This is a genomic window from Gordonia ajococcus (assembly GCF_012974285.1).
Lineage (GTDB): Bacteria > Actinomycetota > Actinomycetes > Mycobacteriales > Mycobacteriaceae > Gordonia > Gordonia amicalis.
The window spans coordinates 93,720-120,367 of the sequence record NZ_CP052884.1 but is presented as its reverse complement, the minus strand read 5'-3'; the positions used below and the strand labels follow the sequence as shown (position 1 = coordinate 120,367).

The 26,648-nt window shown below is 68.7% G+C and carries 24 protein-coding genes and 1 pseudogene; 9 read left to right on the top strand and 16 right to left on the bottom strand.

Annotation, left to right across the window (positions count from 1 at the left end; translation table 11 throughout):
- Positions 1–62 precede the first annotated feature (62 nt).
- The 3 genes from GAA2_RS00520 to GAA2_RS00510 all read left to right on the top strand — a co-directional run bounded on the left by GAA2_RS00520 (position 63) and on the right by GAA2_RS00510 (position 6,823).
- Positions 63–3,197, top strand: coding sequence for an IniB N-terminal domain-containing protein (locus GAA2_RS00520; protein WP_096274878.1), 3,135 nt, complete (start codon positions 63–65; stop codon positions 3,195–3,197).
- Positions 3,198–3,353: 156 nt separating this feature from the next.
- The gene (locus tag GAA2_RS00515) at positions 3,354–5,279 is read left to right on the top strand and encodes a dynamin family protein (RefSeq protein WP_096272705.1); all 1,926 of its coding nucleotides are present in this window, start codon (positions 3,354–3,356) and stop codon (positions 5,277–5,279) included.
- Positions 5,279–6,823: a dynamin family protein gene (locus GAA2_RS00510; protein ID WP_024498955.1), complete on the top strand. Its 1,545-nt coding sequence runs from the start codon at positions 5,279–5,281 to the stop codon at positions 6,821–6,823. The genes GAA2_RS00515 and GAA2_RS00510 overlap by 1 nt, the downstream gene beginning before the upstream one ends.
- Here the strand turns inward: GAA2_RS00510 and GAA2_RS00505 are convergent.
- The 5 genes from GAA2_RS00505 to GAA2_RS00485 form a co-directional block, all read right to left on the bottom strand.
- The gene (locus tag GAA2_RS00505; protein ID WP_238064115.1) at positions 6,792–7,328 is read right to left on the bottom strand and encodes a hypothetical protein; all 537 of its coding nucleotides are present in this window, start codon (positions 7,326–7,328) and stop codon (positions 6,792–6,794) included. The two genes, GAA2_RS00510 and GAA2_RS00505, sit on opposite strands and share 32 nt — an antisense overlap.
- A gap of 104 nt (positions 7,329–7,432) precedes the next feature.
- A complete protein-coding gene (locus GAA2_RS00500) occupies positions 7,433–7,858 on the bottom strand; it encodes a DUF779 domain-containing protein (protein ID WP_024498953.1) in 426 nt (141 codons plus the stop codon).
- A gap of 269 nt (positions 7,859–8,127) precedes the next feature.
- A complete protein-coding gene (locus GAA2_RS00495; protein WP_024498952.1) occupies positions 8,128–9,651 on the bottom strand; it encodes an aldehyde dehydrogenase family protein in 1,524 nt (507 codons plus the stop codon).
- Positions 9,652–9,794: 143 nt separating this feature from the next.
- Complete coding sequence (locus GAA2_RS00490) at positions 9,795–11,102, bottom strand: GAF domain-containing protein (protein WP_024498951.1); 1,308 nt, start codon at positions 11,100–11,102, stop codon at positions 9,795–9,797.
- A 100-nt stretch (positions 11,103–11,202) separates the two neighbouring features.
- Entirely contained in the window at positions 11,203–12,039 is an 837-nt protein-coding gene (locus GAA2_RS00485) for a helix-turn-helix domain-containing protein (protein ID WP_024498950.1), read from the bottom strand.
- A 37-nt stretch (positions 12,040–12,076) separates the two neighbouring features.
- Here GAA2_RS00485 and GAA2_RS00480 point away from each other — a divergent pair, with 37 nt between their 5' ends.
- Positions 12,077–12,637, top strand: coding sequence for a TIGR03086 family metal-binding protein (locus GAA2_RS00480; protein WP_024498949.1), 561 nt, complete (start codon positions 12,077–12,079; stop codon positions 12,635–12,637).
- A gap of 112 nt (positions 12,638–12,749) precedes the next feature.
- On the opposite strand, the gene GAA2_RS00475 is transcribed toward GAA2_RS00480, so the two are convergent.
- Together GAA2_RS00475 and GAA2_RS00470 are read right to left on the bottom strand one after the other, a co-directional pair.
- Entirely contained in the window at positions 12,750–13,400 is a 651-nt protein-coding gene (locus GAA2_RS00475; protein ID WP_035760483.1) for a hypothetical protein, read from the bottom strand.
- A gap of 38 nt (positions 13,401–13,438) precedes the next feature.
- Positions 13,439–13,693, bottom strand: a complete 255-nt coding sequence (locus GAA2_RS00470; protein WP_024498947.1) for a hypothetical protein — start codon at positions 13,691–13,693, stop codon at positions 13,439–13,441.
- A gap of 106 nt (positions 13,694–13,799) precedes the next feature.
- On the opposite strand from GAA2_RS00470, the gene GAA2_RS00465 reads away from it, so the two are divergent.
- Positions 13,800–14,207, top strand: coding sequence for a YccF domain-containing protein (locus tag GAA2_RS00465; protein ID WP_024498946.1), 408 nt, complete (start codon positions 13,800–13,802; stop codon positions 14,205–14,207).
- A 176-nt stretch (positions 14,208–14,383) separates the two neighbouring features.
- On the top strand, positions 14,384–15,238 hold the full coding sequence (locus tag GAA2_RS00460) for an anti-sigma factor (RefSeq protein ID WP_024498945.1): 855 nt from the start codon (positions 14,384–14,386) through the stop codon (positions 15,236–15,238).
- A gap of 3 nt (positions 15,239–15,241) precedes the next feature.
- Here GAA2_RS00460 and GAA2_RS00455 read toward each other — a convergent pair whose 3' ends face one another.
- From GAA2_RS00455 to GAA2_RS00445, 3 genes and pseudogenes are all read right to left on the bottom strand, one after another.
- Positions 15,242–16,759, bottom strand: coding sequence for an ATP-dependent DNA ligase (locus tag GAA2_RS00455; RefSeq protein WP_024498944.1), 1,518 nt, complete (start codon positions 16,757–16,759; stop codon positions 15,242–15,244).
- A 62-nt stretch (positions 16,760–16,821) separates the two neighbouring features.
- Positions 16,822–18,187 (bottom strand): annotated as a pseudogene (locus GAA2_RS00450) (MFS transporter).
- A gap of 60 nt (positions 18,188–18,247) precedes the next feature.
- Positions 18,248–20,026, bottom strand: a complete 1,779-nt coding sequence (locus GAA2_RS00445; RefSeq protein WP_191834647.1) for a SulP family inorganic anion transporter — start codon at positions 20,024–20,026, stop codon at positions 18,248–18,250.
- Between the two features lie 111 nt (positions 20,027–20,137).
- On the opposite strand from GAA2_RS00445, the gene GAA2_RS00440 reads away from it, so the two are divergent.
- Entirely contained in the window at positions 20,138–20,665 is a 528-nt protein-coding gene (locus GAA2_RS00440; RefSeq protein ID WP_006438469.1) for a hypothetical protein, read from the top strand.
- Between the two features lie 63 nt (positions 20,666–20,728).
- Here the strand turns inward: GAA2_RS00440 and GAA2_RS00435 are convergent, their stop codons facing one another.
- Both GAA2_RS00435 and GAA2_RS00430 read right to left on the bottom strand, forming a co-directional pair.
- Positions 20,729–21,358, bottom strand: coding sequence for an MBL fold metallo-hydrolase (locus GAA2_RS00435; RefSeq protein WP_006438467.1), 630 nt, complete (start codon positions 21,356–21,358; stop codon positions 20,729–20,731).
- On the bottom strand, positions 21,358–22,446 hold the full coding sequence (locus GAA2_RS00430) for an S-(hydroxymethyl)mycothiol dehydrogenase (protein ID WP_006438465.1): 1,089 nt from the start codon (positions 22,444–22,446) through the stop codon (positions 21,358–21,360). The genes GAA2_RS00435 and GAA2_RS00430 overlap by 1 nt, the downstream gene beginning before the upstream one ends.
- 256 nt (positions 22,447–22,702) lie before the next feature.
- Between GAA2_RS00430 and GAA2_RS00425 the strand changes: the two genes are divergently transcribed.
- On the top strand, positions 22,703–22,978 hold the full coding sequence (locus tag GAA2_RS00425; RefSeq protein ID WP_006438464.1) for a Rho termination factor N-terminal domain-containing protein: 276 nt from the start codon (positions 22,703–22,705) through the stop codon (positions 22,976–22,978).
- A gap of 471 nt (positions 22,979–23,449) precedes the next feature.
- Here GAA2_RS00425 and GAA2_RS00420 read toward each other — a convergent pair whose 3' ends face one another.
- Both GAA2_RS00420 and GAA2_RS00415 read right to left on the bottom strand, forming a co-directional pair.
- Positions 23,450–23,857: a hypothetical protein gene (locus tag GAA2_RS00420; RefSeq protein ID WP_006438463.1), complete on the bottom strand. Its 408-nt coding sequence runs from the start codon at positions 23,855–23,857 to the stop codon at positions 23,450–23,452.
- Positions 23,858–23,862: 5 nt separating this feature from the next.
- Positions 23,863–24,531: an MspA family porin gene (locus tag GAA2_RS00415; protein ID WP_006438462.1), complete on the bottom strand. Its 669-nt coding sequence runs from the start codon at positions 24,529–24,531 to the stop codon at positions 23,863–23,865.
- Between the two features lie 362 nt (positions 24,532–24,893).
- On the opposite strand from GAA2_RS00415, the gene GAA2_RS00410 reads away from it, so the two are divergent.
- Positions 24,894–25,193, top strand: coding sequence for a hypothetical protein (locus tag GAA2_RS00410; protein ID WP_006438461.1), 300 nt, complete (start codon positions 24,894–24,896; stop codon positions 25,191–25,193).
- A 337-nt stretch (positions 25,194–25,530) separates the two neighbouring features.
- Here GAA2_RS00410 and GAA2_RS22985 read toward each other — a convergent pair whose 3' ends face one another.
- Positions 25,531–25,662: a hypothetical protein gene (locus GAA2_RS22985; protein ID WP_255219210.1), complete on the bottom strand. Its 132-nt coding sequence runs from the start codon at positions 25,660–25,662 to the stop codon at positions 25,531–25,533.
- A gap of 88 nt (positions 25,663–25,750) precedes the next feature.
- Positions 25,751–26,554, bottom strand: a complete 804-nt coding sequence (locus GAA2_RS00400) for a LuxR C-terminal-related transcriptional regulator (RefSeq protein WP_006438460.1) — start codon at positions 26,552–26,554, stop codon at positions 25,751–25,753.
- Positions 26,555–26,648 lie beyond the last annotated feature (94 nt).

Below are 26,648 nucleotides of genomic sequence, written 5' to 3'. Positions count from 1 at the left end.
CGTTTAGCGTCGGACTCGACACGGGATCGAACTGCGATCTCTCCGACGCAAGGAACGACGCCATGCCGACCAATGCGGTACTCGACTTCATCCTCGGCCTGCTTCGCGACGAGGACGCGTTCAACGCCTACTGCGGCAATCCCCAGGCCGCGATCGACCGTGCCGGGCTCACCGGGATCACGCCCGCACACATCTCGGCCGCGACGCCGCTCGTCGCCGACTCCGGACTGGCCGTCGGCGGCGCTGCCGGTGGTGGCCTCGGCGCCATTGCCGGGGCCGGCGGTGGCCTCGGCGGCGGGGCGATCGGCGGTGCCGTCGGAGGTGGTGCGAGCGCCGGGGGCGGAATCGGGTTCGGTCTCGGTGGACTGGGCCTCGGTGGCATCAACGTCGGAGGTATCAGCGGCGGAGGCATCAACGTCGGTGTCGGTGACATCGGTCTCGGCGGAGTCGGCCTGGGCGACATCGACTTCGGTGGGCTCATCGGTGGGATCGGGCTCGGCGGCGTCGACCTCTCCGGCCTCTCGCTCGCAGACCTGGACCTCGGCGGAATCGCTTTCGGTGACCTCGATCTGGCCGGCCAGCTGGCTGTCACCCTCGGTGCGGCTCTGTCCGCCGGACTGGGCGCCGGAGGCGAGGTGGCGGCGCAGTTCGGCGCCGCGCTGGGTGCCGCCCTCGACACCCTGGTCGCCGGAGGCCTCGAACTGAGTGCAGGCGCCGGGGCGGCGATCGCCGGGGCGCTGGCCGGCGCGATCGACGCGGAAGGTGCGTTGGCCGGTCAACTCGGCGCATCCCTCGACGCCCTCCTCGCCGCGGGCGCCGACCTCGGACTCGGCCTCGGTGGCGGACTCGCCGCCCAGTTGTCGGCGGCGCTCGGCGCGGGCGGCGAACTCGCGGGCGAGTTCGGCGCGACCCTCGGCGGAATGCTCGGCGCCACGTTCGGAGCCGGCGGTGCGCTCGGTGCCGACCTCTCCACGGCGCTCGCCGCCGGACTCGGTGCGGGTGGCGCCATCTCCGCGGTCCTCTCCGGTGCACTCGGCCTCGGGGCCGACCTGTCGAGCGATCTGACCGCCGCCCTCACCTCGACGCTCGACGTCGCCGGCGACCTGTCCGCGACGCTCTCCGGACTGCTCGACGCGCAGGCCGTCGCCGATCTGTCCGGTGAGCTCGGGGCGACCCTGACCAGCGCTCTCGGCTCCACGCTGGCAGCGGGCGGCACGGCCGCCGCGTCGCTCGGGACCGCGCTGGGTGTTGCTCTGACGTCGAGCGCCGCCGCGGCCGGCGGGTTGGCGCTGAGCGGTGCAGCGGGCGCCAACGCGGTTCTCGGCGGTGCGCTGACCGCGGCCCTGGGAGTCGGCGGGGGCGCGCAGGCGGGGCTCGCGGCGACCCTGGAATCGGTGCTCGCGGCCGGCGGTCTCGTCGACCTCGACTCGGCGCTCGCTGCGGGTGGTGACCTGAGTGCGACCCTCGCCGGCGCGCTCGCCGCAGGTCTCGAGGCCGGTGGCGACGCCGCGGGCGCCCTGGGTGCGGCACTCGGCGGCACCCTGGCGGCCGCGCTGGACGGTGGTCTCGCGGCCGATCTGACCAGCGGGCTCGGCGGGGCACTCGAGACCGGACTGGGTCTCGGGGCAGGACTTGGCGCCGGACTCGGCAGCGTCGTCGAGGGCTCCGTCGGGGGCGCCCTCGAAGGCGGACTGATCGTGGTCGGCGGCCTGGGCGGCGAGCTGGGTGCCGCTCTGGGCGGGCTGCTGTCGGCCGGCGCCGGGCTGGACACCGCACTGAGCACCGTGCTCAGCGGCGTCCTGGGAGCAGCCGCCGGCGCCGATCTCGGAGCCGCACTGGGCGGGGCACTCGAACTCGGTGGCGTACTCGGCACCGATCTGACCGGTCTCCTCGACGCGGGACTCACCACCGACCTGGCCGCCCAGCTCGGCGCCGCGATCGGTGGCGGCGGCGACCTCGCTGCCGAGCTCGGTGCCGCGCTCGGCGGGGTACTGGGAGCGACCACGGGTGTCGAAGGCATCCTCGACGCCGCGGCCGGAGCCGGCCTCGGTGTCGGCGAACTGCTGGCCGCCGACCTCGGCGGGGCCCTCGGCGTCGACGGCGCCCTCATCACCCAACTCGGCGGAGCGCTGGACGCCGCACTCGCGGCGGGCGCCGACCTCGGCCTGGTCACCGAGACGGCCACCGACCTCACCGGAACCCTGGAGACCGTCCTGGGTGCCGGCGGCGACGTGGGAGCCGACCTCGGCGCATCCCTGGGCGCGGTTCTCGGCACCGCACTGAGCGGCGAGCTCGGCGGAAGCCTCGCCGGCGAGCTGGCGGGCGGAGCGGACCTGGCGGGCGCCCTGAGCAGCACGCTCAGCAACGCACTCGATGTCGATCTGTCGGCCACCAACGGCCTGGTCGCGACCCTCGACTCGACGCTGGAGGCCACGGGTGGTCTCGGCGATGTGCTCACCGGTGAGCTCGGCGCGGTGCTCAACCCGAGTCTCGTGATCTCCCCGGAGGGCAGCATCACCGTGGGCGGCCCGATCCTGACCACCGTCGGACTGGGTGGCACCGCCGCCGACGATCTCACCGGCACCCTCGAGACCGGACTCGGCGGCGGACTCGCCGGGCTCGGGACGACGCTGGACACGGGGATCGGTTCGGCCCTCGACAGCGGTCCGGGTCTCGGCGGTGATCTGGGTCTCGGCGGTGACCTGGGTCTGGGCGGTGGCCTCGGCCTCGGCGGCGACCTGGGCCTCGACAGTTCACTCCCGGCGGAGGTCACCGGCGACCTGACCACCGCCGTCTCCGGCGCGGCCGGCGGCGCAGTGAACGTCGGCGGCGAAGCGGTCGGTGCGCTCGACTCGACCCTGGGTGGCACCCTCGGCGCGACGACCGACGCCGCCGGCAACCTCGGCACCGATCTCCCCGGGGACGTCTCCGGCGGCCTGACCGGCGGATTCACCGGCGGCGGCGAGGCCGGCGGCGGCGTCGACCTCGGCGGCGTCACGCACACCGACGCCGGACTCGGCGGAGCCCTGGACTCGACGGTCGGAGGCGTGGCCGACACGACGAGCGGGCTCACCGGCGGCCTGACCGGCGACCTCACCGGTGGTCTCACCGGCGGGCTGACCGATGGACTGGGAGCCGACTCGGATGCCGGTGCGGCCGCATCCGGAGACGTCGACGCCGGACCGGACGCCGGCTGACCCCCGGACACGACGGAATCGCCCCGGCGCCGCCCGACGACCAGCACCTCGCTGGACGCGTGCGGTGCCGGGGCCGACCCCGTCTCCGGGTAGCGCACCCGGACACGTCCCCAATGCCGACCGCGTGCGCCGAGTCACCACTACCGTGAGGACACCATGACCAATTCCCCCGCCGAGTTCCCGCCGGCCGCCCGGCCGGTCGACGTCGCGCAGGTCTCCGCGGCCGCCGCCCCGTCGTCGGCGCCCTCCACCATCGGTGACCTGCTGACCACCATGTCGGAGGTGGCCCGCGAGGCCGGGCGAAACGACCTCGTCACCCGCCTCGACGGCGCACGGACCCGCATCTCCGACCCCCGCCTGCGGATCGTCGTGGTGGGGCAGCTCAAACAGGGCAAGAGTCACTTCGTCAATGCGCTGCTCGACCTCGACGTGTGCTCGGTGGGCGACGACGAGACGACCGCGGTGCCGACCGTGATCTCGCATGCCCCGCAACCGACGGCCCACCTCGTCGTCGACGGTCCGTCTGACGACGATCGCGTTCCGGTCCCGATGGACGCGATCGGTGCCATCACCCCCGACTCCCCGCTCGCCGGCGGCCGCGAGGTGTTGCGGCTGGAGATCGGTGCCCCCGGTCCGCTGCTGGCGGACGGTCTCGTCCTCGTCGACACACCCGGCGTCGGCGGCCACGGACACCCTTATGCCGCAGCCACATTGGGCATGGTGGCAGCCGCCGACGCAGTCCTGGTGCTGTCGGACGCCAGCCAGGAGTTCACCGCGCCGGAGATGTCCTTCCTCCAGCAGGTGATCGGCCTGTGCCCGACCGTCGCGTGCCTGATCACGAAGACCGACCTGTATCCGCACTGGCGGGCCGTCGCCGATGCCGATCGCGCGCATCTGCGGACCGCCGGCATCGACATCCCCGTACTGCCGGTCTCGTCGGTGCTGCGCTCGCACGCGCTGCGCCTGGGCGACGAAGAACTCAACGCCGAAGCCGGCTTCCTCGATCTCTACCGCTACCTGCGCGACCGCGTGGTGGCGACCGCGCAGCAAGCGGCCCGCGGGGCGGTCGCCACCGATCTCCGGGTGGTCAGTGAACATCTCGCCCTCACCCTGGGCAGCGAACTGGCCGCACTCCGCGATCCGGACACCGCGAACAAGGCCGTCCGGGCGCTGCAGGAGGCCAAGGCCGACGCCGAGGCGATGCGCCGGAAATCGGCACAGTGGCAGCAGACATTGGCCGACGGGGTCGCCGACCTCGCCGCCGACATCGACCACGACCTGCGCGATCGGCTGCGCGCGGTCACCCGCGAAGCCGAACGCGCCATCGACGAGGGCGATCCGGGCGTCGACTGGGAGCAGCTCAGCGAGTGGCTGGCCGACCAGACGGCAGCGGTGATCGGCGACAACTTCGTCTGGGCTCACGAGCGGTCGGTCTGGCTGGCCGAACGGGTCGCCGACCATTTCGCCGCCGCCGGGCAGAGTTCCCTCCCCGACATCGACGTCGCCGACCTGACCGGCGTGCTCGACTCGGTGGCCGAACTCGCCGAACTCGACAGCGGCAAGGTCGGCGTGACGCAGAAACTGCTGATCGGGATGCGGGGGTCCTACGGCGGCGTGCTGATGTTCGGGCTCATCTCGACGATGGTCGGGATGGCGTTGATCAACCCGGTCTCGGTGGGCGCCGGACTCCTGTTGGGCACCAAGGCATACCGTGACGACAAGCAGGCCAAGGTGCTCGAGCGGCGCGCCAAGGCGAAGGTGGCGGTGCGGGCCTTCACCGACGACGTCAGCTTCCAGGTCGGCAAGGAGTCCCGTGACCGGTTGCGCGTCATCCAGCGCGTGCTGCGCGACCATTTCAGCTCCGTCGCGGAGCAGACCGCCCGTTCCATCTCCGAATCCCTCAGTGCCGCACAGTCAGCGGCGACGTCCACCGAGTCCGAGCGGGCCCGTCGAGCTGCCGAACTCGAGTCCCGGCTGACCGCGGTCGCCGCCCTCCGCAAGGCCGCAGATCACTTCGATCCGGATCATCTCGACCCGGCGCAGCCGAAGGCCGGTCGCCACGCGTCAGGGCAGTCTCGCTGATGGCCGGGATCGATCGTGCGCGTGCCTTTCTCGACGCCGCCCGCGGCGCCCTGGCCGACGACCCCCGCGCGCATGCCGAGCTCGACCTCTGCGAACACCGAATGTATCAGCCGGTCCGGGTCGCCCTGGCGGGATCGCTGAAGGCCGGCAAGTCCACGTTGCTCAATGCACTTGTCGGACAGGACATCGCACCGACCGATGCCACCGAGTGCACGCGCGTCGTCACCTGGTACCGCAGCGGCCGGTCGCCGTCGGTGACCGCGCACATCGACGACGGTCGGACCGTCGGAATCCCGGTGACCCGCATCGACGGGCGCCTGGGCTTCGACTTCGGACGGCTCACCGCCGACCGCGTGGACCATCTCGACGTCGAATGGCCCGCCCGCGCGCTGCAATCCACGACGATCGTGGACACGCCGGGCACCGCGTCGTTGTCGACGGAGTTGTCCGACTCCACGATTCGCCTCCTCGCGCCCCGAGGCGAGTCAGGGAGCGATGAGGCCCGGGGACGGTCCGGCGTCGACGCCGTCGTCTATCTGCTGCGCTCCCTCACCGCCACGGACACGGCCATGCTGCGGCGCATCGGCACCGCGATCGGCGGATCGTCGGGTCCGCTGGGGGTGGTCGGCGTCGTATCCCGCGCCGACGAACTGGGCGCCGGACGGATGGATGCGATGATCTCCGCCCAGCAGATCGCGGGACGCTTCGCCGGGGAACTCGAACGGACCGGCCTCTGCCAGGCGGTGGTCCCCGTCGCCGGGCTGCTCGCACTGGCTGCACGGACGCTCCGCGAGGTCGAGTTCCGCGCACTCGCCCAGCTCGCCTCGACGCCCGGGGCCGAGCTCGAGGCGGCTCTTTTGACGATGGACCGTTTCGCCCGGCCCGACATCCTGCCCGACATCCCCGCCGATCTCCGACGGTCGCTGGCCGAGCGTTTCGGTGTCTTCGGCATCCGGCTGGCGGTCACCCTCATCCGCTTCGGCGCGACGTCGTCGACCGAGCTGGCCGCGGAACTCGTCGAACGCAGCGGCTTGTCGGAGTTGAGCGCCATCATCGACACCCAGTTCGCCCAGCGCGCCGACGAGCTCAAATCCCATTCGGCGCTGGTGACCCTCGATCACCTGCTGGCCGCGTCCGCCTCGCCGCGGGCGGCGCAGCTACGGGCGTCGGTCCGCCGGGAGCTCGCCGACGTACACGGCTTCCGGGAACTGCGGCTGCTCAGCACCATTCGCGTCGGCGGTCTCGACCTGCCCCCGGAACAGATCGCCGACCTCACCCGCCTCATCGGCGGCTCGGGGATCGATCCCGCGACGCGCCTGGGTCAGCCCACCGGGACCGATGTACCGGACCTTCGTGCGTCGGCGATCCAGGCCGCTCGCACCTGGCGGTCCCTCGCCGGCCACCCACTGATCGCCCCGGACGTCGCGTCCGCATGCCAGGTGGCCGTCCGCAGCGCCGAGGGCATCGTCGCGCGACTCGACGAGCAGCGGTCGCCCTTTGGGACAGGGGATTTCAGCGTAGGAACGCACTCACCGCTCGGGTGAACGCGGCCCCGGTGACGATCAGCGCGATCACCGCCGCGGCCGCCGGCGCCCACAGCACCGGCGTGGGCAACCCGGCGTCGCCGAGGCCTTCTGACGACGGACCGACGGTGAGGTGAAAGCCCACCGCGCCGGCCGTCGCGACCAGCGCGCCGAACGCCAGGAGCGTCCGACCCGATCGTCGGCCGCTCCAGAGCCGCACCGCGCCGGTCACGCCGAGCACCACGACGAGCAGGGCGACACCCGCGCCCACCAGCAACGAGACGTCGACGGCGCGTCCGGCGGCGGTGCCGCTCTCGGGATGTTCGCGGATCAGGTCGGCGGCCAGTACCGCGCGGATGTCGTCGAGCGACGCCGCGATCACCAGCACGGTGACGATCATCAGCGCGACGGTGACGATCCACCCCAGGACGACCCAGCGCACGGTCCCGGGGCGTTCGGTCGTCTGCCGGGGGCGCATGGGCGTGACGGCAACCCGCGGACGAGGTGGCGGTGTATCGCCGGGCATCGACATCCTTCGATGGTAGGCGGTCGACGACATCTTCCCGGCGAACCGAGAGTGCGTCGTGAGTATCGGATTTCGACACTCACGACGCACTCTGCGAAAGTCACTCAGTCGCCGACTGTGGCACCCGTCAACGGCGGTGACGCCGCGAGGAGTTCGTTCTCCTCTTCGGTGAACGCCCGCGCACGCGAGAGGAAACGCACGCCTTCGGGCGCTTCCAGACTGAACCCGGCGCCACGACCCTTCACGACGTCGAGGATGAGCTGCGTGTGCTTCCACAACTCGAACTGGTCACCGTTGATCCAGACCCGCACGGCCGGAATGGGTTCGGGGAGTTCGATCTCGCCGACCAACACATCGCGCTGGCCGACCCGGTACTCCCCCACCGGATAACACATCGGGGCCGAGCCGTCACAGCACCCACCGGACTGGTGGATCATGAGTCCGCCGTGCAACTCCGACAACTTGGTCAAGAGCTGCACGGCGGCGTCTGTGGCGACCACCCGATCAGGAGCACTCTGTTCGGTGGTCATTCTCAATCACCTTTCCCGCTCCCTGAGGAGCGAGCTTGCGAGCGTCTCGAAGGGTTGGCGAGTCCTTTCGATACGCCCTCCGCAAGCTCCGGGCTACTCAAGGAGCAGAACCAGCGAGCTTGCGAGCGTCCCCCGCTCCCTGAGGAGCGAGCTTGCGAGCGTCCCCCGCCCCCTGAGGAGCGAGCTTGCGAGCGTCTCGAAGGGTTGGCGAGTCCTTTCGATACGCCCTCCGCAAGCTCCGGGCTACTCAAGGAGCAGGAAGGTCCAGATCAGAAGAAGCCCTTCGCGTTCTGCGCGTAGCCGACCAGGAGGTTCTTGGTCTGCTGGTAGTGCTCGAGCATCATCAGGTGGTTCTCGCGACCGATGCCGGACTGCTTGTAGCCGCCGAAAGCCGCGTGTGCCGGGTAGTCGTGGTAGGTGTTGGTCCACACGCGACCGGCCTGGATCTCGCGACCGGCCCGATATGCGGTCGCACCGTCACGGCTCCACACGCCGGCGCCCAGGCCGTACAGGGTGTCGTTGGCGATGTGCATGGCGTCGGCGAAATCCTTGAAGGTGGTGACCGCGAGGACCGGGCCGAAGATCTCCTCCTGGAAGATGCGCATCTTGTTGTTGCCCTGGAAGACGGTCGGCTTGATGTAGTAGCCGTCGGACAGGTCGCCGCCGAGATCCGCGGCCTCGCCGCCGGTGAGCACCTGGGCGCCCTCGTCCCGGCCGATGGCGAGGTACGAGGAGATCTTCTCGAACTGGTCGTTCGACGCCTGGGCACCCATCATGGTGTCGGTGTCGAGCGGGTTGCCCTGCTTGATCTTCGAGACGCGGTCGACGGCCTTGGCGATGAACTCGTCGTAGATGTCCTGCTGGATCAGCGCGCGGCTCGGGCAGGTGCACACCTCGCCCTGGTTGAGTGCGAACATCGAGAAGCCTTCGAGCGCACGGTCGAGGAAGCTGTCGTCGGACGACATGACGTCGTTGAAGAAGATGTTCGGGCTCTTGCCGCCGAGCTCGAGGGTGACCGGGATCAGGTTCTCCGACGCGTACTGCATGATGAGGCGGCCGGTGGTGGTCTCACCGGTGAAGGCGATCTTGCGGATGCGGTTGCTCGACGCGAGCGGCTTGCCGGCCTCGACGCCGAATCCGTTGACCACGTTGAGAACACCCGCGGGCAGCAGATCGCTGATGAGACTCACCAGGTAGAGGATCGATGCCGGGGTCTGCTCGGCGGGCTTGAGCACCACCGCGTTGCCTGCGGCGAGAGCCGGCGCGAGCTTCCAGACCGCCATGAGGATCGGGAAGTTCCACGGGATGATCTGGCCGACGACGCCGAGCGGCTCGTGGAAGTGGTAGGCGACGGTGTCCTCGTCGATCTCGGAGATCGAACCCTGCTGGGCACGCAGCGCACCGGCGAAGTAACGGAAGTGGTCGATGGCCAGCGGGATGTCCGCGGCGAGGGTCTCGCGGACGGCCTTGCCGTTGTCCCAGGTCTCGGCGACCGCGAGCTTATCGAGGTTCTCCTCCATGCGGTCGGCGATGCGCAACAGGGCGAGGGAACGCTCGGCGACGGGGGTCTTGCCCCAGCCCGGCGCCGCCTTGTGCGCGGCGTCGAGGGCGAGGTCGATGTCCTCGGCGGTCGACCGGGCGACCTCGCAGAACGTCTTGCCGTCCACCGGCGACGGGTTCTCGAAGTACTGGCCCTTGACGGGCGGGGTCCACTGGCCGCCGATCCAGTTGTCGTAGCGCGACTCGTAGCTCATCACCGAGCCATCGGCACCGGGCTTTGCGAAGACGGTCATGGTCACTCCTTGCGTGTCGGCCTCTTCTCGAGGGCGGCTGGAACGTGTCACATGGGACACCCCGGGTATCCGATGTGATCTGCTGCACACGCTAGGTGCGGGCTGGTTGCACAAGGGTTGCAACGCGCGCAACGTGACGGTCGTCAGAGTCCGTAGCGCTTGTCGAGCAGCCTGATGCGACCTCCGACGACGGCGCGGTCGGGGTGCCCGACGGGGAGTCGGTGCTCGAGCCGGCGCCAGGCGACGAGGTCGTCTCGACCGTGAACGGAGGAGGTCCACTTGCGCAGCGCGGCGACGTCGCCGCCGGCGATCAGCCGTGACCGCAGATCCTCGCGCAGTTCTTCGAAGATCTCGACGATGCCGGGCGCCGTCGACTCGACCAGCAATCCACCGCGGCCGAGGTCGTCGACCACCGCCGGCAGGTCGGTCCCGCTTTCGATGCGCGCCCGGATGTCGGAGATGTCGGAGGAGATGTCGAGGGTGAGGCGGTATGGGCGGCTCGCGACGACGTCGGCACCGAGATCGCGCCGCAGACGGGAGATCTCGGCCCGCACACTCACCGGGTCGAGCCCCTCCTCGGCGAGCTTCAGCGCGAGTTGCTCGGTGTTGAGACCTTCGGGAAAGGCTTGCAGCAGAACGAGAATCTCGGCATGACGTGGGGACACGGTGCGCGCACTCGCCCCGTCGGCGGTGCGACGCCAGCGATGCGGGCCGTCACCGAGCACCGCGAGGTGGGCGGCGCTCGACCGCGGGAGTCCCGCGTGGAAGGTCGCCGGATCGGCGAGATCCACGGCGCTCGACTGCAGTTCCCGCTCCACGGCGGCGACCACCGAACGCACTGCGGCGAGCGCGAACGGTGCCGCGACCTCGCGTCCGCCGGTCACGTCGATCACACCGATGACGTGCCCGGTGAACGGGTCGTGTACCGGAGCCGCGGCGCAACTCCATTCCTGGACCGGGCCGGCGAAGTGTTCGGGACCGACGATCTGCACACCCCGATCAACGGTCAGGGCGAGACCGGGAGCGTTGGTCCCGACGGCCTCTTCGCTCCAGACGGAGCCCTCGACGAAGTTGATGTCGCCGGCCTTGTCGCGGGCCGCGGAGTCACCCTCGACCCACAGCAGCCGTCCGACCTGGTCGGTCAGGGCCACGACGACGCCGGTGTCGGCGATCGCGTCGACCATCAGCGACTGCACCAGTGGCCGGACCGCGGTGATCGGGTGTGCCGCCCGGTATTCGGCGAACTCGTCGGCGGTCATCACCGGCACCGATTCGCCCGTCGGCAGTCCGTCGGCCGGGTTGACGTCGCTGGGATCGATGCCACGGCTCAGGGAACGGGCCCAGGAATCACGGACGATGGAGCGGACCGCATCCGACGGCGGCGTGACGCCGGAGAGGAACTCCTCATACGCGCGGCGGATGCGTGTCGCCACCGCAGCCGCGTCAGTCATGCGCCCTCCGTCGCTCGCCATATGTCGACGATTCTGCCTGGCAAGGTGTGATCCCGGCAACAATCGGGGTGTGTCGGCGTATAGAGACTACTCGGCCTGGTCAGGCGAACCGCGAGGAGAACTCCCGCGGCGTCATTCCGGTGACGGCTTTGAAGTCGCGGACGAAATGGGCCTCGTCGGCGTAGGAGAGCTCGGCGGCGAGCGCGGCGAGGGTCTCCTCGGGTTCGCGAAGACGTTCCGCCGCTTCCTGCAGGCGACGACGCTGGATCAACCACTTGGGGGTGAGGCCGAGCCGTCGCCGGGTGAGTCGTTGCAGGCTCCGCTCGGTCATGTGGAACCGCTCGCAGATCTGCGCGACCGCGACCACCGTCGAATCGTTCTCCACCCAGTCGACGATCGCGTTGACGACACGACCGTCCTCGTCCATCGGGAGGTATCCCCGCAACCAGTCCTCGACGACGTCGGTCGCGGCGCGCTGGGTGTCCTCGTCCTCCGGCGCGCGTTCCATCACCGCACGCACCGACCGTGCCAGACCGTCGCCGGACTCGCCGAAGACCACCGACAGTTCATCGAACCGGTCTGTCCACTGCGCGACGTCTCCGACGAGCAATCCGCCGGCACCGGGGGTGAACATCACCCCGACCGCCCAGCCGTCGCCGGTCAGCACGGTCTCCGACAGGCCGGTGACCACTCCGTAGAACCGGGCATAGGTCTTGCTGATGACGAGCAGGCACACCGGGTACTGCAGCACGCGCTGCGGCGCCTCGGCCCCGGGCGGGACCGACCAGACGGGCACCCAGAACCGCCGCATCATCTCGTCGAGGTCCGGACTCGGACCCCACCGGCCGATGCGGCGGCGGCCCGCGTCCGCAGGATCGACGAGGTGAGCGCGTTCGACGTCGTCGAGCCGCGTCGATCCCGAGTTGTCGGGTTTCATCAATCACCGTCCCCTGTCCTGGCGCTTGACTGTCATCATGACCACCACCACTGACAATTCACCACTGCTGAATCGCTACAACTCCTACGCCCATGGCTTCGGCGAGGTCCTCGCGACCGTGCCGGCCGAGGCCTGGTCCAACCCCTCGCCGTGTGACGGGTGGACGGTCCGCGACGTCGTGGCGCACGTCGTCGACAGCCAGCGGGACTTCTTCGCCGGACACGACGTCGACCTCGGTCCCACCCCGCCGTTCGACGATCCCGCGGCGGCCTGGCAGGCTCATCGGGACGCCGTCGCCTCCCGCCTCGCCGATCCGGCCATCGCCGACCGTGCCTTCGACGGCCATTTCGGTCCGACCACCATCGGGGAAACGATGATCCGCTTCTACGGTTTCGACATCATCGCCCATCGGTGGGATGTCGCCACGGCCGCCGGCCTCGACCATCGTTTCACCGACGACCAGCTCACCGAGATGGAGACCGCCGCCGACGGCTTCGGGGAAGCGCTCTACTCCGAAGGGGTCTGCGAACGCCTCGAGGTCCCCGCCGGCGCCGATCGCCAGACCGCCCTGCTCGCCAGGTTGGGTAGGCGCGCCTGACTCAGCGACCCGCCGGCCGAACCGATCCACCCCCGCCGGCTGAGCCGGTTCCGAGCGCAGCGAGGCACCGCGTCGAAGCCCCCACCAGCACGTCAGCCGACGGCATCCGGCCTCACCCGGTTTCGTGCGAACGAATCCCGAGCACACGCGCGGCCGCGAACGTGACGGTGAGGAACACCAGGACCACGGACACCACCACGAGCCACGTCGAGGTGGTGGTGGAGAACCCCAGAAGCCATGCGCTACCCATACCGGCCAAGGTCGCGACCACCGCGCCGACGGGCAGCACGATAGCCGTGGTCCTGGCGGTGGCTCGCGCTGCGGGATCACCTCCCGCGCGCAGGACCCAGTACACCGCAGCCACTGCCAGACCGTAGGCAACGGCACCACTCACCGCATACAGCACCATCGGCGTCATCCCGCCGGGCAAGTCGGCTGCGTTGTACGCCGGTGCCAAAGCCGGAAGAACTCCCACCGCACAACCTCCAAGGCCCGCAACGGCGGTGACACCCAGGCGGCGTCGTTCGTCGATCCGCGCGCCGGCGATACCGAGGACCACGCCGGTCAGCAACCCCACCACGGCGCCCACGGCCGCGACGACGAGGTATCGGCCGGGTTCCGAGACAGTGACGGGCCCTCCGGCAGGTGAGGAGATCGCGTAGAACTCACCGAAGCCCGGCCCCGAGAGTCCTTCGAACAATGCGGCCGTCAGCACCGCGATCACACTTCCCGCGAGCATCAACCACAGACAGAGTCGACCCATGCACGCATCCTGCCGCACACGGGTCCGCAGGGGCGAACCTACGGAATCCAGCCGTTGTGGCGGGGATACCGGACCCGCAGATGGCCATAGAGATAGGTGCTCAGCAGGAGCGCGGCACCGGCGCCGATCGCCGGCCAGAGGAAGGCGTTGTCGAGGGAGCCGCGGACGGCCGCGACCGCCCAGCCGATCACGAACACAACCAGGGCGATCGTCGCGAGGATGCGGATGACGAGGACCAGCGTGGCGACCAACGCCCACACCGCTTCACGTGTCCGAACCGACCGCGCTCCCATGACGTCCCATCGTAATGTGACCCGTCCGTCAGGGCGCGGGCCGGCGCCGTCACGCTGTTGACCCCACTGCGCGCCGACGCGTACACGACGCGTACACAATGGACTGATGAAGACCATCCTCAACGTCATCTGGCTGCTGTTGTGCGGCCTGTGGATGGCGATTGGCTACGTCGTCGCCGGAATCATCTGCTGCATCCTGATCATCACCATCCCATTCGGCATCGCGTCGTTCCGGATGGCCAACTACGCACTCTGGCCGTTCGGCCGCACCGTCGTCCGCAAACCCACCGCCGGCGCGGGTTCGATGATCGGCAACATCATCTGGATCATCGTCGCCGGACTGTGGCTCGCCCTGGGCCATATCGCCACCGGCCTCGCCCTCTGCATCACCATCATCGGCATCCCGCTCGGCATCGCGAGCTTCAAGATGGTGCCGATCTCGCTGCTCCCGCTGGGCGCCGAGATCGTCCCCACCGACCAGCCGATGCCCGGCGGGGTCCCCGCCCGCATGTGAGGGTGCCCGACCCATCCGAGTGGGTCGTCGAGTCCGAAGAAGAGGCATGAGCCTCGCCCGGACCACTATGAGCGTCGAGGCTCTGCGTCCGCGGCTGCGGGCGGACATCTGCCGCCCAGCGGAAGGACAGCAGCAGAAGGTGAACGCGGTACGAGACCGAGGGCAGGGGGTAGGTGATGACTGATCATCTCGATCCCGAGGAAGCCGAATTGCTCGAGTTGGCGCCGGTCGTCGGGCTGAACGCACTGTCCTCCGATGAGTTGCGCGACATCGAGGCGCGGGTTGCCTCCGCTCCCGGGGACTTTCGCGAGCTGTTCGCCAAGCAGGTCCGGGCCACCAGGGAGGCCATGGCCGCGATCAGCGCGGCCACTGCGACTCCGCCCCCACCGTCCCTGCGCGATCGGGTACTCGCTGCCGCGCGGGCCGAGGCGGGACTCGAGGAACCGTCGGCCCGCGTGCCCGGCCCGTCCGTCGAGATCGTCGAGAAGCCCGGGGTCGAGGCGCCGGAGTCGGCGCCACCACCTGTGCCCGTCGAACCGCCCGCGGACCTCGACGCCCGACGCCCCGACCGGTCACGTCGCTTCACCTACCTCACCGCCGCCGCCGTGGCCGCGATCGCGGTCGGCGCGCTCGGTTGGGCCATCGGACTGTCGAACTCGGACGAACCCGCTACTACCCCACCCGTCGCCTCACCGGCCGAGCAGGTGTTCTCGGCCGGCGACCTGCGGTCCACGAGCGCTCCGGTCGCCACCGGGAGCGCCACCATCTACCTGGCCCAGTCCGCCGATACCGCTGTGCTGGTGATGAATTCGGTGCCGCCACCGAAGCCGGGCACGGTGTACCAGATGTGGCTCGTGGGTCCCGGCGGGACACGTTCGGCCGGCACCATGACCGACGCGGACGTCGAACCGGTCACCACCGCGGTCCTGTCCGGGATCAACACGGCCGACGCCCTGGCGTTCACCGTCGAACCGCCCGGGGGTTCGACGCAACCGACCAGCGCTCCGGTGGCCCAGCTGTCGTTGAGCTGACCGTTACTTGAGCAGCGCCCGGATCGCGTCGATGCTGTCGGCGAGGTCGGGGTTTTTGTCGGGCCGGTACCGCACGACGCGCGCGAAGCGGAGTGCAACACCACCGGGGTAGCGCGAACTGCGTTGCGCACCATCGAGTTCGATCTCGACGACGATCTCCGGGCGCAGGTAGACGGTGTGAGCGTCTCGATGCGTGGCGTGCTTCGGGAACTCCTCGGTCTGCCATCGGAGGATCTCGTCGGTGAGACCCTTGAACGTCTTGCCCACCATCACGAGTTCGCCGGTCTCGGGGTCACGGGCGCCGAGATGTAGATTCGACAGCCAGCCGGTCCGGCGGCCCGAACCCCACTCGGCACCGAGCACGACGAGATCGAAGGTGTGCGTGGGTTTGACCTTCTGCCAGGCCTTTCCGCGACGGCCGGCCACATAGAGTCCGTCGAGGGACTTGACCATCACGCCCTCGTGGCCGTCGGCCATCGCGGCGTCGAAGTGGCGCTGGGCCTCCTCTGCGGTCGGACGTGTCACCGCCGGGATCCGCAGCTGCGGGGCGATCGAGTCGATCGCGGCGAGACGTTCGGACAGCGGGCGGTCGATGAGGTCGACGCCGTCGAGGTGCAGGCAGTCGAAGAAGAACGGCTTCAGCAGCCGTTCGGGCTCGCCGGCCGCGGTGGGCCCGGAACCGAACCGGCTCATCGTGTCCTGGAACGACCGCGGCCGTCCGTCGTCGCTGAGCATGAGGGTCTCGCCGTCGAGGATGACCGCGTCGCAGGGCAGTCCGGCGATGACCTCGACGAGGTCGGGGACGTTGTCGGTGACGTCGCGGAGCGTGCGGGTGTACACCGAGACGTCGGCGCCCTTGCGGTGCACCTGGATTCGCGCGCCGTCGAGTTTGTAGTCGACGATGAGGTCGGGGCCGAGAAGGTCCAGGGCGGCGTCGAGGTTGTCGGCGGGAGTCGCGAGCATCGGTTCGACGGCGCGGCCGACCTCGAGTCCCACTCCCGCCAGCGCCTCGGCGCCGAAGCGAGCGAGCGCCGCGGTCTCCGGCAACGATCCGGTGAGCATGTGCGCACGACGCACCGCGGTCAGCGGTTCACCGGTGACCTTCGCGATCGCGTCGGTCATGACCCCGGCCAGCGCGCCCTGCCGCAACTCGCCGGTCAGCAAGGCGACCAGGAACTTCTGCTCCGGTTCGGTGGCGGCGCCGAACATCGCGCTGAGGATCTCGGCGCGGCGGGTCGTCGAACCCGGTCCGCTCGCCGAAGCGAGTTCGCCGAATGCGGCGTCGACCTCGGCGACCTCGAGGGACGGCTCCCCGGCCGGTTCGGACACGAGCTTCGACAGTGATCGCCAGCCGACACCCAGCCTGCCCTGCGGTATCTCGCCGGACAGCCAGGCGACCACGATCGGGAGCTCGGCATCGGTGGCGGTGCCCAGCAACCCGGCCAGCACCTCGGTCTTGCGGGTGCGTGAGCGGTCGCGCGCGACATCGGAGGACGTCTGAACCACGTCGATCAATCTCACGCCACCGACGGTACGCCGCGGGTCGGACACGGCCGGCACCTCGCGGCAGCCGGTGCCGGACCTCAGACCTCGGTCAGGTCGACCGTCTTGGTCTCCCGGACGCTGAAGAGGGCGATCAGCGTCGTGCAGGCGGCGACGGCGAGATACACACCGACCCAGCCCACACCGAAGTCGGCAACGATCCACGTCGCGATGAACGGCGCGACCGCGGCGCCGATGATCGAGGCCACGTTGTAGGAGATCCCCGAACCCGTGTAGCGGACGTTGGTCGGGAACAGTTCCGGCAGGATCGCGCTCATCGGCCCGAACGTCAGACCCATCAGGGTCATGCCGAGGATCAGGAAGAACAGCATCGTGCCGTCGGTCATCGACGACGGGTCGAGGATCAGCTCGAAGCAGAGTCCGAACACGATGATCGCCGCCGTGACCACGAGGAGGAAGGCGCGACGGCCGAACAGGTCGGCGAGACGACCCGAGATCGGCACGCACGCAGCGAAGAACAGCACGGCGATGAGTTGCAGCTCGAGGAAGTCGGCGTAGCCGATCGACAGCTTCACACCCGACGCGTCGGTGACCTTGCCGGTGCCGTAGGAGATGATCCAGGTGGTCACGATGTAGAAGAGCGTGTACGTCGCGACCATGATGAAGGTGCCCGCGACGAGCTCCCGCCAGTTGGACTTCACCACCTCGGCGAGCGGCGCCTTGACCTTCTTGCCCTCTTCCACCGCCTTGGCGAACACCGGTGTCTCGGTGAGCTTCAGGCGCACGTACAGGCCGACGGCGACCATGATCGCGCTGGCGAGGAACGGGATTCGCCATCCCCATGTCATGAACGCGTGGTCGGAGGCGGAGGTCTTGGCGTCGAAGTCGAGGCCGTAGATCAACAGCAGGAAGGTGCCGTTGGCGAAGAGGAACCCGATCGGTGCGCCCAGTTGCGGCCACATGGCGGCCCAGGCCCGCTTGCCCTTCTCGGCGGTCTCGGTCGCGAGAAGCGCTGCGCCGGACCATTCCCCGCCGAGACCGAGACCCTGGCAGAAGCGCATCAGCGCCAGCAGCGCCGGGGCCAGATAGCCTACCGAGTCGTAGGTGGGCAGCAGGCCGATGACGAAGGTCGCGATACCCATCGTGAGCAATGACCCGACCAGCGTCGCCTTGCGGCCGACCCGGTCACCGAAGTGGCCGAACAGGACCGAGCCGATGGGCCGCCACGAAGGCGAGTCCGAAGGTCGCGAACGACGACAACAACGCCGCGGTCTCGTCACCGGACGGGAAGAACAGCACCGGGAACACCAGCACTGCGGCGGTGGCATAGATGTAGAAGTCGAAGAACTCGATGCTCGTACCGACCATCGACGCGAAGACGATGCGACTCCGGGGTACCGGTGGTTGTTCGGGGTGGTCGATGTTGCGGACGGCGGACTCGCTCATTCGTGGGAGGTTACGCCTGCGAACCACGTCACGTCGGCGAGTGGTGGGCCGGTGAGGCACTCACCCGTTGTCCGTCTCGGCGGTGTCATCCTCGGCTTTCTCGCCGCCCATGAGCCCCTCGGGCGTCGCCGGAGGCGGCTCCCGTGACTCGCCTGTGGGATAGGCGGCCTCGAACGCCCGGACTGCCGCGCCGACGGTCGGAAAGACATGCGCCGGGTCGAAGTCCTCGAGGAGTCCCTGCGCACGCAACATGCCCTCGAGTTCGGGATCGACGCCGGCGAGAACGAAATGGGCGTCCCGCGAATGCACGAACGCGACGAGGTCGTCGAGCACACCGGTTGCCGAGTAGTCGACATACGAGATCACCGTGCAGTCGAGGACCAGCCAGCGCACCGGATCGGGGGCGGACTCGACGAGCGCCACGACGTCGTCGGCGAATCGATTGACGTTCGCGTAGAACAGATCTGCGTCGTAGCGGAACACGATGAGGCCCGGCATGGACTGCTGGCCGCCCCGAGCGGGCCGATACTCTCGCGCACGTCCGTGATCGGACACCCCGACGACGAACCTCTCCGGTCGGTATTGCCGGCGGATGATCTCCAGCAACGACACCACCATCGCGGCCAGAATCCCGTTCTGCACCCCGAACACCACGACGACGACCGCGGTGAGCACCGCGATCCCGAACTCGATCCGGCGGATCCGCCACATCCGGCGGAACGAGTGCACGTCGATGAGGTCGATCGCGACCAGGAACACGATCGCGGCGAGCACGGCATGCGGCAGGTGGGCCAGCGCCGGGCCGAGGAAGGCGACGGCGGCCAGTGCCGTCGCGGCCATGGTCAGGTTCGCGACCTGGGTGCGGCCGCGTTGCTCCTCGAGGAACTGGGTCTTGGTGGGGCTTCCGTTCACCACGAACGTAGAGTTCAGTCCCGCAACGATGTTGGCCGCCGCCAGGCCGACCATGTCGCGGTTCACGTCGGTGGTCTCGCCGTGCTTGTGCGCGAGTCCTCGTGCCGTGCCTGCGCTCTGGGCCAGGATCACCACCGTGCAGCCGAACGCGACGGTCGCCGCCTTGGGCACGGCATCCCATCCCAACCCGGTGGGCAGACCGAAAAGCGGTATGTCGCCGCGCAGGTTTCCGACGACCGGCAGATCGTCGTCCCAGCCGAACATCGCGACCAGCACGATGGATGCCACCACCAGGACGAATGCCGCGGGTGATCGAGGGACCACCCGCCGCGCCACCAGCAGCACGCCCAGCGACGCGGCCGCGAACGCCGTCGATGCCCAGTCGATCGAGCCCAGACGGTCGACGATCGCGGCGCACCGCTCCCACACCCAGCCCTCGGCTCGCGGCAGGCCGACCATTCCGGGAACCTGCCCGACGATGACCGTGAGGCCGGTCCCGGCGAGGAATCCCACCAGAACCGCGGTGGAGAGGAAGTCGGCGAGAAATCCCAGTCTCAGCAGCCGCGCAAGCGCCAGGAACACCCCCGTGACCAGGGCGATCAGCGATGCCCAGGCCAACCACTCCTGCGAATCGGGTTCCACTCCGACGACGCCGATACCGGCGATACCCGACGCGAGCAGCGCCGCGGTTGCGGAGTCCGCGCCCACGACGAGAAGCCGCGAGGCCCCCAGCAACGCAAAGGCGACCGCCGGCAGGATGATGGTGTACAACCCAGCCGACACCGGCACGTGCGCAATCGAGCTGTACCCCATGCATTCTGGGATCGCGACGGCCGCGAGGGTCACCCCGGCCACGACGTCGGCACGCAGCCACGCGAGCCGGTAACCGCGCAGCGCGGGCGGGACCAGCGCATGGAGCGCGATCATGACGTAGACCGTACCCCGCCGACTCGGCCTTCCCACCGCACTTGTCCCGGTTCGTGGCGCCGGTTTCTGGGTATCCGGTGCCGACCATGCTTTCCGTCTGAGGAGGACACCGTGGACACCGCCCTGTGGATCATCATCGCCGTGATCGTCGTGATCATCCTGCTAGTCGCACTGCTGTTCTTCCTACGGAAGCGCAGAGAACTCCGGCGCACGAAGGCCCAGCGCATCCGCGAGAACGCGGCCGGCGACATGTCGGAGTTGCGCCGGCGGGAGGCCACCGCGCAAGAGGCGCAGGCGCACGCGCGCAAGGTCCAGGCCGAGGCCGATGCCAAGGCCGCCGAGGCCCGACGACTCAATGAACAGGCTCGCGCCCACGAAGGCCACGCCGCCGAGAAGCGGGACGAAGTACAGAGCACGCTCGCCCACGCCGACAAACTCGATCCCGACGTCCGGGCCGAGGGGGAACGCCGCGACGACGATCGTCACCTGGGCACCCCCGGCCACAAACACGAACTGGGTGACAGCCGCGGCGGCAACCAACCAAGCGGCAACCAGCCAGGCGGCAACCGGTTGGGCGATCACCTACCCGGCGAGAACCCGACGAGGAACCCGCAGCAACCCCCTCGCGACGTCCCGTGAAGAACCCGGCGCGGGCGCCTGACAGGCGTCCGCGCCGGGTCTCTCCGGTCGATTCCTCGCGGCTCAGCTGCCGCGCTTGATCCATTCCTCGAGATGGGGTGCCTCGGCGGCGACGGTCGTGCCGTCGCCGTGACCGGTGTACACCTTGGTCTCGGGATCGAGAGTGAAGATCTTCTCCGTGATCGAGGCGATGATCGTCGGGAAGCTCGAGTACGAGCGTCCGGTCGCTCCCGGTCCGCCCTGGAACAGGGTGTCACCGGAGAACAGCACGCCCGCCTCGGGCAGGTGGATCACCGATGAGCCCGGCGAGTGGCCGGGTGTGTTGATGATCGTCAGCTCGGTGCCGGCGATACCGATCTTCTGGCCGTCCTCGAGATCCTGATGCGACACCCCGGGGTGGGTGTCGTTCCAGAGCATGTCGTCTCCGGGGTGCAGGAGGATCGGCGCACCCGTGGCCTCCGACAGCTCCGGCGCAACGGTGACGTGATCGTTGTGACCGTGGGTCAGCACGATCGCCTTCACCGTGCGGTCTCCGACGGCGGAGAGGATCGGGGCCGCCGAGTGCGCGGCGTCGATGATGATGACCTCGTCGTCGTTCCCGACGAGCCACACATTGTTGTCGACATCCCACGTTCCGCCGTCGAGGCTGAAGGTGCCCGAGGTGACGACGTTGTCGATACGCAGTCCGGCCATCAGAGTTCCACCACCGAACGCAGGACCTTGCCGGCCTCCATCGCCGAGAACGCGGCCTCGACGTCGTCGATGCCGATGCGTTCGGTGACGAACTTGTCGAGCGGCAGACGGCCCTGCTCATAGAGGTCGATGAGCATCGGGAAGTCGCGCTCGGGCAGGCAGTCGCCGTACCACGACGACTTCAGTGCGCCACCGCGCGAGAAGAAGTCGACCAGCGGCATCTCCAGGGTCATCTCCGGCGTCGGCACACCGACCAGGACGACGACGCCGGCGAGATCGCGCGCGTAGAAGGCCTGCTTGTAGGTCTCCGGGCGGCCGACCGCGTCGATGACGACGTCGGCGCCGTTGCCCTCGGTGAGGTCCTGGACCGCGGTGACCACGTCGTCGACCTTGCTGCCGTCGATGGTGTGGGTCGCGCCGACGTCCTTGGCCCACTCGAGCTTCGACGGATCGCGGTCGATCGCGATGATCGTCGTCGCACCGGCCAGCTTGGCGCCGGCGATCGCGGCGTCACCGACACCGCCGCAACCGATGACGGCGACCGAGTCGCCGCGGCCCACGTTGCCGGTGTTCATGGCGGCGCCGATGCCGGCCATGACTCCACAGCCGAGCAGACCGGCGACGGCCGGGTCGGTGTCGGGATTGACCTTGGTGCACTGCAATTCGTGGATGAGGGTCTTCTCGGCGAAGGCGCCGATGCCCAGCGCCGGGGTCAGCTCGGTGCCGTCGGTCAGTGTCATCGGGACGCTGGCGTTGAAGGTGTCGAAGCAGTACCACGGACGCCCGCGCTTACACGCGCGACACTGACCGCAGACCGCACGCCAGTTCAGGACGACGAAGTCGCCGACCTCGACATGGGTGACATCCGAGCCGACCGACTCGACGACACCGGCGGCTTCGTGACCGAGCAGGAAGGGGTACTCGTCGTTGATGCCGCCCTCGCGGTAGGCGAGGTCGGTGTGGCAGACACCGCAGGCCTTGATCGACACGACGACATCGCGCGCACCCGGGTCCGGGATCACGATGTCGACGACCTCGGTCGGCGCCTTCTTGCTGCGCGAGATGACTCCCTTGACTGCCTGAGACATGCGTTGGTTCCTTCCGCAACTGCGTTGTCAGCGTTTCGTGCTCGGCTGTGCTCCCGGTCGCGACGACGTGATTCGCCCTCACCGGACACATCGCCACAACCTTATCGGTACGCGTATCTATCGTCCACTCATGGTCAACATCGTCAACCAGGAGTGGTCGCGGGCAGGCCTTTTCGGACCGGCCAGGTTTGGTTGTATCCGTCGTCGGGCACGCCACATGGGAGAACCATTCGTGTCGACCACGAGGAGGCAGACGATGGCTGAGAAGAAACGTGACCCGGGACCATCGGTCAAGGACGACGAGCTCTACGAGAAGCTGCGCGACGAGGGAAACTCGAAGGAGAAGTCCGCGCGGATCGCCAATGCCGCGGCCAACAGTTCCCGGTCGGACGTGGGCCACAGCGGCGGCAAATCCGGTTCCTATGAGGACTGGACCGTCGACGAGCTCAAGAAGCGCGCGAAGGAACTCGACATCAGCGGGTACTCCGACCTGAAGAAGGATGAGCTGGTCGAAAAGCTGCGCAACCACTGAGACCGCAGCTCGAGGAGCAGCCCGAACAGCACCGAAGCCGCCGGCCCAGAAGGGTCGGCGGCTTCGGCGTGTTGATGGACGATGCCGGTCAGTGCGCCTCTCGGCGAGTGGCCGCTCGAAGCGGCAAATGGGGTGAGGCCCGGGGCATGAATCCGTCACCGTCGAGGTCTTCAACTGCGAGCGTCCCGGATCTATTCCCGGGCCGCGCACGTGACCTCCGCCACGGCGATAGCACAAGATCCGTCGCAGACACGAAGCCAACTCCCGCACAGTAGGTTTCAGCACAAGGAACAGGTGATAGACCTTAGGACTTTGTCCAACTCGGTTCGACCACCTGGCGGATCATCAGGTGAGGTTCGCCTTCCAGGTCGGATGCCTGGTAAGAGGCGCCACAGGGAGCGGTTGCTGCCCTGGGGCGGCGCTAAGCGCTCCCGACCCCCCTTGCCGTAGGGGGGCGGGACCGCTTCAGCGTCAGGGCAGGGTGAACGATCCGGCGTTGGGAACCGCTGCCGGGGCAGGCTCGCCGAGGACGAACGATGCTCCCCACTGCTCGCCGCCGGGCTCCACGGGGCCTTGGGGCACTGCTGCGGGTGGTCCGACCGGCGCTTCGGTCACGGTGGTGTTGTAGGTCGGTCCGCCGATGTAGTAGTTCGGCTGCTCGGTGGGTTCGGCGGGTTCGGTGGGCACGGTGGTGGTGTGATCGACCGGCGTCACCGGAGCCTGCGGCACCGGAGCTGCCTCGGTGGTGCCCGAGACGATGCCCGCGCCGATCACCGCAGCACCAAGCAGGACCGGAATGCCGAACCGCACGAACGTCTTCGGGGACACAGACTGCTTTTGCGGCAACCGGTGGCGGCCGCGCTCGGTGGTGTCAGTCATCGCTACTAAACCTTCCAGGCGGGTCCGTAGGTGACGACCTCGGACTGGCCGGCGCTGGTGCGCACCTTCAGCTTGGTGTACTGACGGATGGTGACCGGTCCGATAGCGCCCTTGACGGTCATCTGCACACCCGAGAAGTCGCCGTACGCGATCGACTGGTTCATCGGACGATTCACCAGCGGCACAGTCTCGATGCCGCCCTGCTCAACGCTGAATGTCATCGTGGTCGGCGGGATGATCGTCACGTTCGGGGTGATGCTTCCACCGGCCAGCGGCAGCGGGATTCCGGGGAGCGGTGCACCGGCACTGAGCCCACCCGAGATCGACAGGCTCGGAGTCTGCATCCCGATGGTGATGCCGTTGGGGGCGAAGCTCACGGGGTAGCCGACCTGGTAACCGGCCTCGATTGCCCCTTCGATCACGGTGCCGCGCGGCCCCTTGATGGTGACCCGGGTCTTGCCACCGAGGTACACATCGCGGCTCATCATCGAGGAGTCCAGCGGCTGGTAGGTACGCATGTGCAACTCACGCTGCTCGGCAGACAGATAGATGCCGTCCTGGGTCTTGTGGTGGCGCGAGCTGCTGGCTGCGTCAGCGGTGCCCTGCGCACCGACGGCGAGCGCGGTGGTCAGGGCCATCGCACCCAGCAAGAATCGAACGGTCAGTCGCCGCATTGTGAAGGCTCTCCCCTACTTCGTTCACGCACACGAACACAGGGACTCCGAAAACACGGCAGAGAATGCAAGCACGAACCCGTGCATGAATTTCCCCCGAGCGCAGTGGATTCCCCGAAACTCGCTGCATCCTGTCAGTGAGACTGAAGCTAACACACCATCTCTCACAATCGGGCACTAGGTCCGGTAGATCACATGGCCTATCCCTCGATGAATCGACACGGACCAAATGTGAAGGTGCGCAGCACGTCTGACCTCCCACAGGTGCGGACACATATCCCTCCTTTGCGGACACAACGAAATCTACTGTGTAGATCAGTGTCTGAGTTGTGTGACCGCTGGTATATGGGAGGTATGAACGAATGAAGACCATGATGACCCGCGCTGCGGTGCTGATGATCGGGATTGCCGGCGTGGGTATGGGACTGTCGGCCGCAGCAGCGCCGGCGCAAGCGCAATGGTACGGCGCGCCTGACAAGGAAGCCTGCGAGCAGCTCCGGAACTGGGTGCTCACCCAGGACTCGAAACAGCGACACTTGGAATCAATGGACGGGGAACACATGGCTCCGGGGCAGCTTTACCCAGAGGGGATGCTGTTCGCCAGGCCGTGCACGCAGCAGGGTCCAGGATCTTGGCAGTTTGAAACCTACCGTGCCCGGTAGCAGCAGTTCACGCTGATCCCGCTGGCGGTGCCTGTCCTCCATCCGAAGGACAGGCACCGTTCGTGCGTGCGACGCTCGCACACCTGACGGCCCTGGCTGTGTCGGTCACGGAACTCTTCGCGAGGCTCTCGGCAACTCGGCAACCCACCCGATCGCCCTCTACCGATCGCCGGAGTCGGGATCAGCGGATGAGCCCGGCGAACTCGAACGCGGTCGGCGCGGTCTCGCCGGTGTTCCACAGTCCGCGGCCGGCCCCGACGACCCGGCCGAGCCCCTCCCCCGTACGTAGAGGCGAAAGATCGGCCCGAGGTCGTCCCCATACTCGCGGTCGTCGACGTCAGGTTCGGATTGCCGTGCACAGCAATGGAATCGACGATGAAGAGAAGTCACGCGCGTTGGTCGTCGTCACCCGGGAGTCGGCGGTCGCATAGGCCGGGTCAACGGTGATGTGTACGTGGTAGCCGGCCATCGCGACTCGTTGGCCCGGGACGCCGGGAGATACGCCGATCCGGTGGCAAACGCGCCATGACCCCACGGTTTCTACCGAACGCGGGCGATCAGGGCAGCAGGCCTGCCTGTCGCGCGACGACCACGGCTTCGAGCCTCGACGACGCGCCCAGCTTTCGCATCGCGTCCTTCATATAGCTCTTCACCGTGTGCACGGTCAGGCCGAGCGCCTCGGCGATGCGGGCATTCGAGTAGCCGAGGGCCGCGAGCGACAGCACGTCCTGTTCGCGTCCGGTGAGCTCGACCGCGGATGAGTCGGCGGCGGCCTCGGCGAGCAGGACCTCGGTGATGGCAGAGAGCTGTTCGGAGAGGCGGGCGTCGTCGACGGTGTCGGCCAGTGACCGCAGGCGTGCGTACGCGGCGGTCATGCGGTCGCGCAACTCGTCCTCGTTCTGTGCACCCTGCTCCAGCCGGGTCCGGGAGGCCACGATCTCCTGTTCGACGGCGCGGGCCTCCGCGGCCAGGACGTCGAGCATGCGCCCGCCGATCGGATCGGGGGTGTGCAGCGCACCGTAGATGACCGCGACCGGCGTGCGATCGACGATGATCGGTGCGGCCATCATCGCGCGCAGGCCCTCGCGTTCGATGAGGGTGTTGTAGCGGTGGGTGATGTGCGGGGTCCGCACGTAGTCCTCGACCACCATCGGGCGGTTCAGCGCCACCACCTTGCCGCCCAATCCGTGCCCGACATCGACCGAGAGCCCACTCAGCGCACCCGCATGCTTACCGGCGAAATGCTGCAGACGCAGACTCGTCGAATTGTTGACGACGCCGGCGAAGGCCAAAGGCACTCCGCTCGATGTGCGCACCCGTCGCAACGCGTCGGTGACGATCCCGCTCAGCGGCTCGGGCATCTCACCTCTTCTATCCCCCTCTTCGGAGGGTGGCAGGGACTACGGACGGCGGGTCACACTGTGACCCAGCTTACTCAGTCAAGAGCGAGGTTCA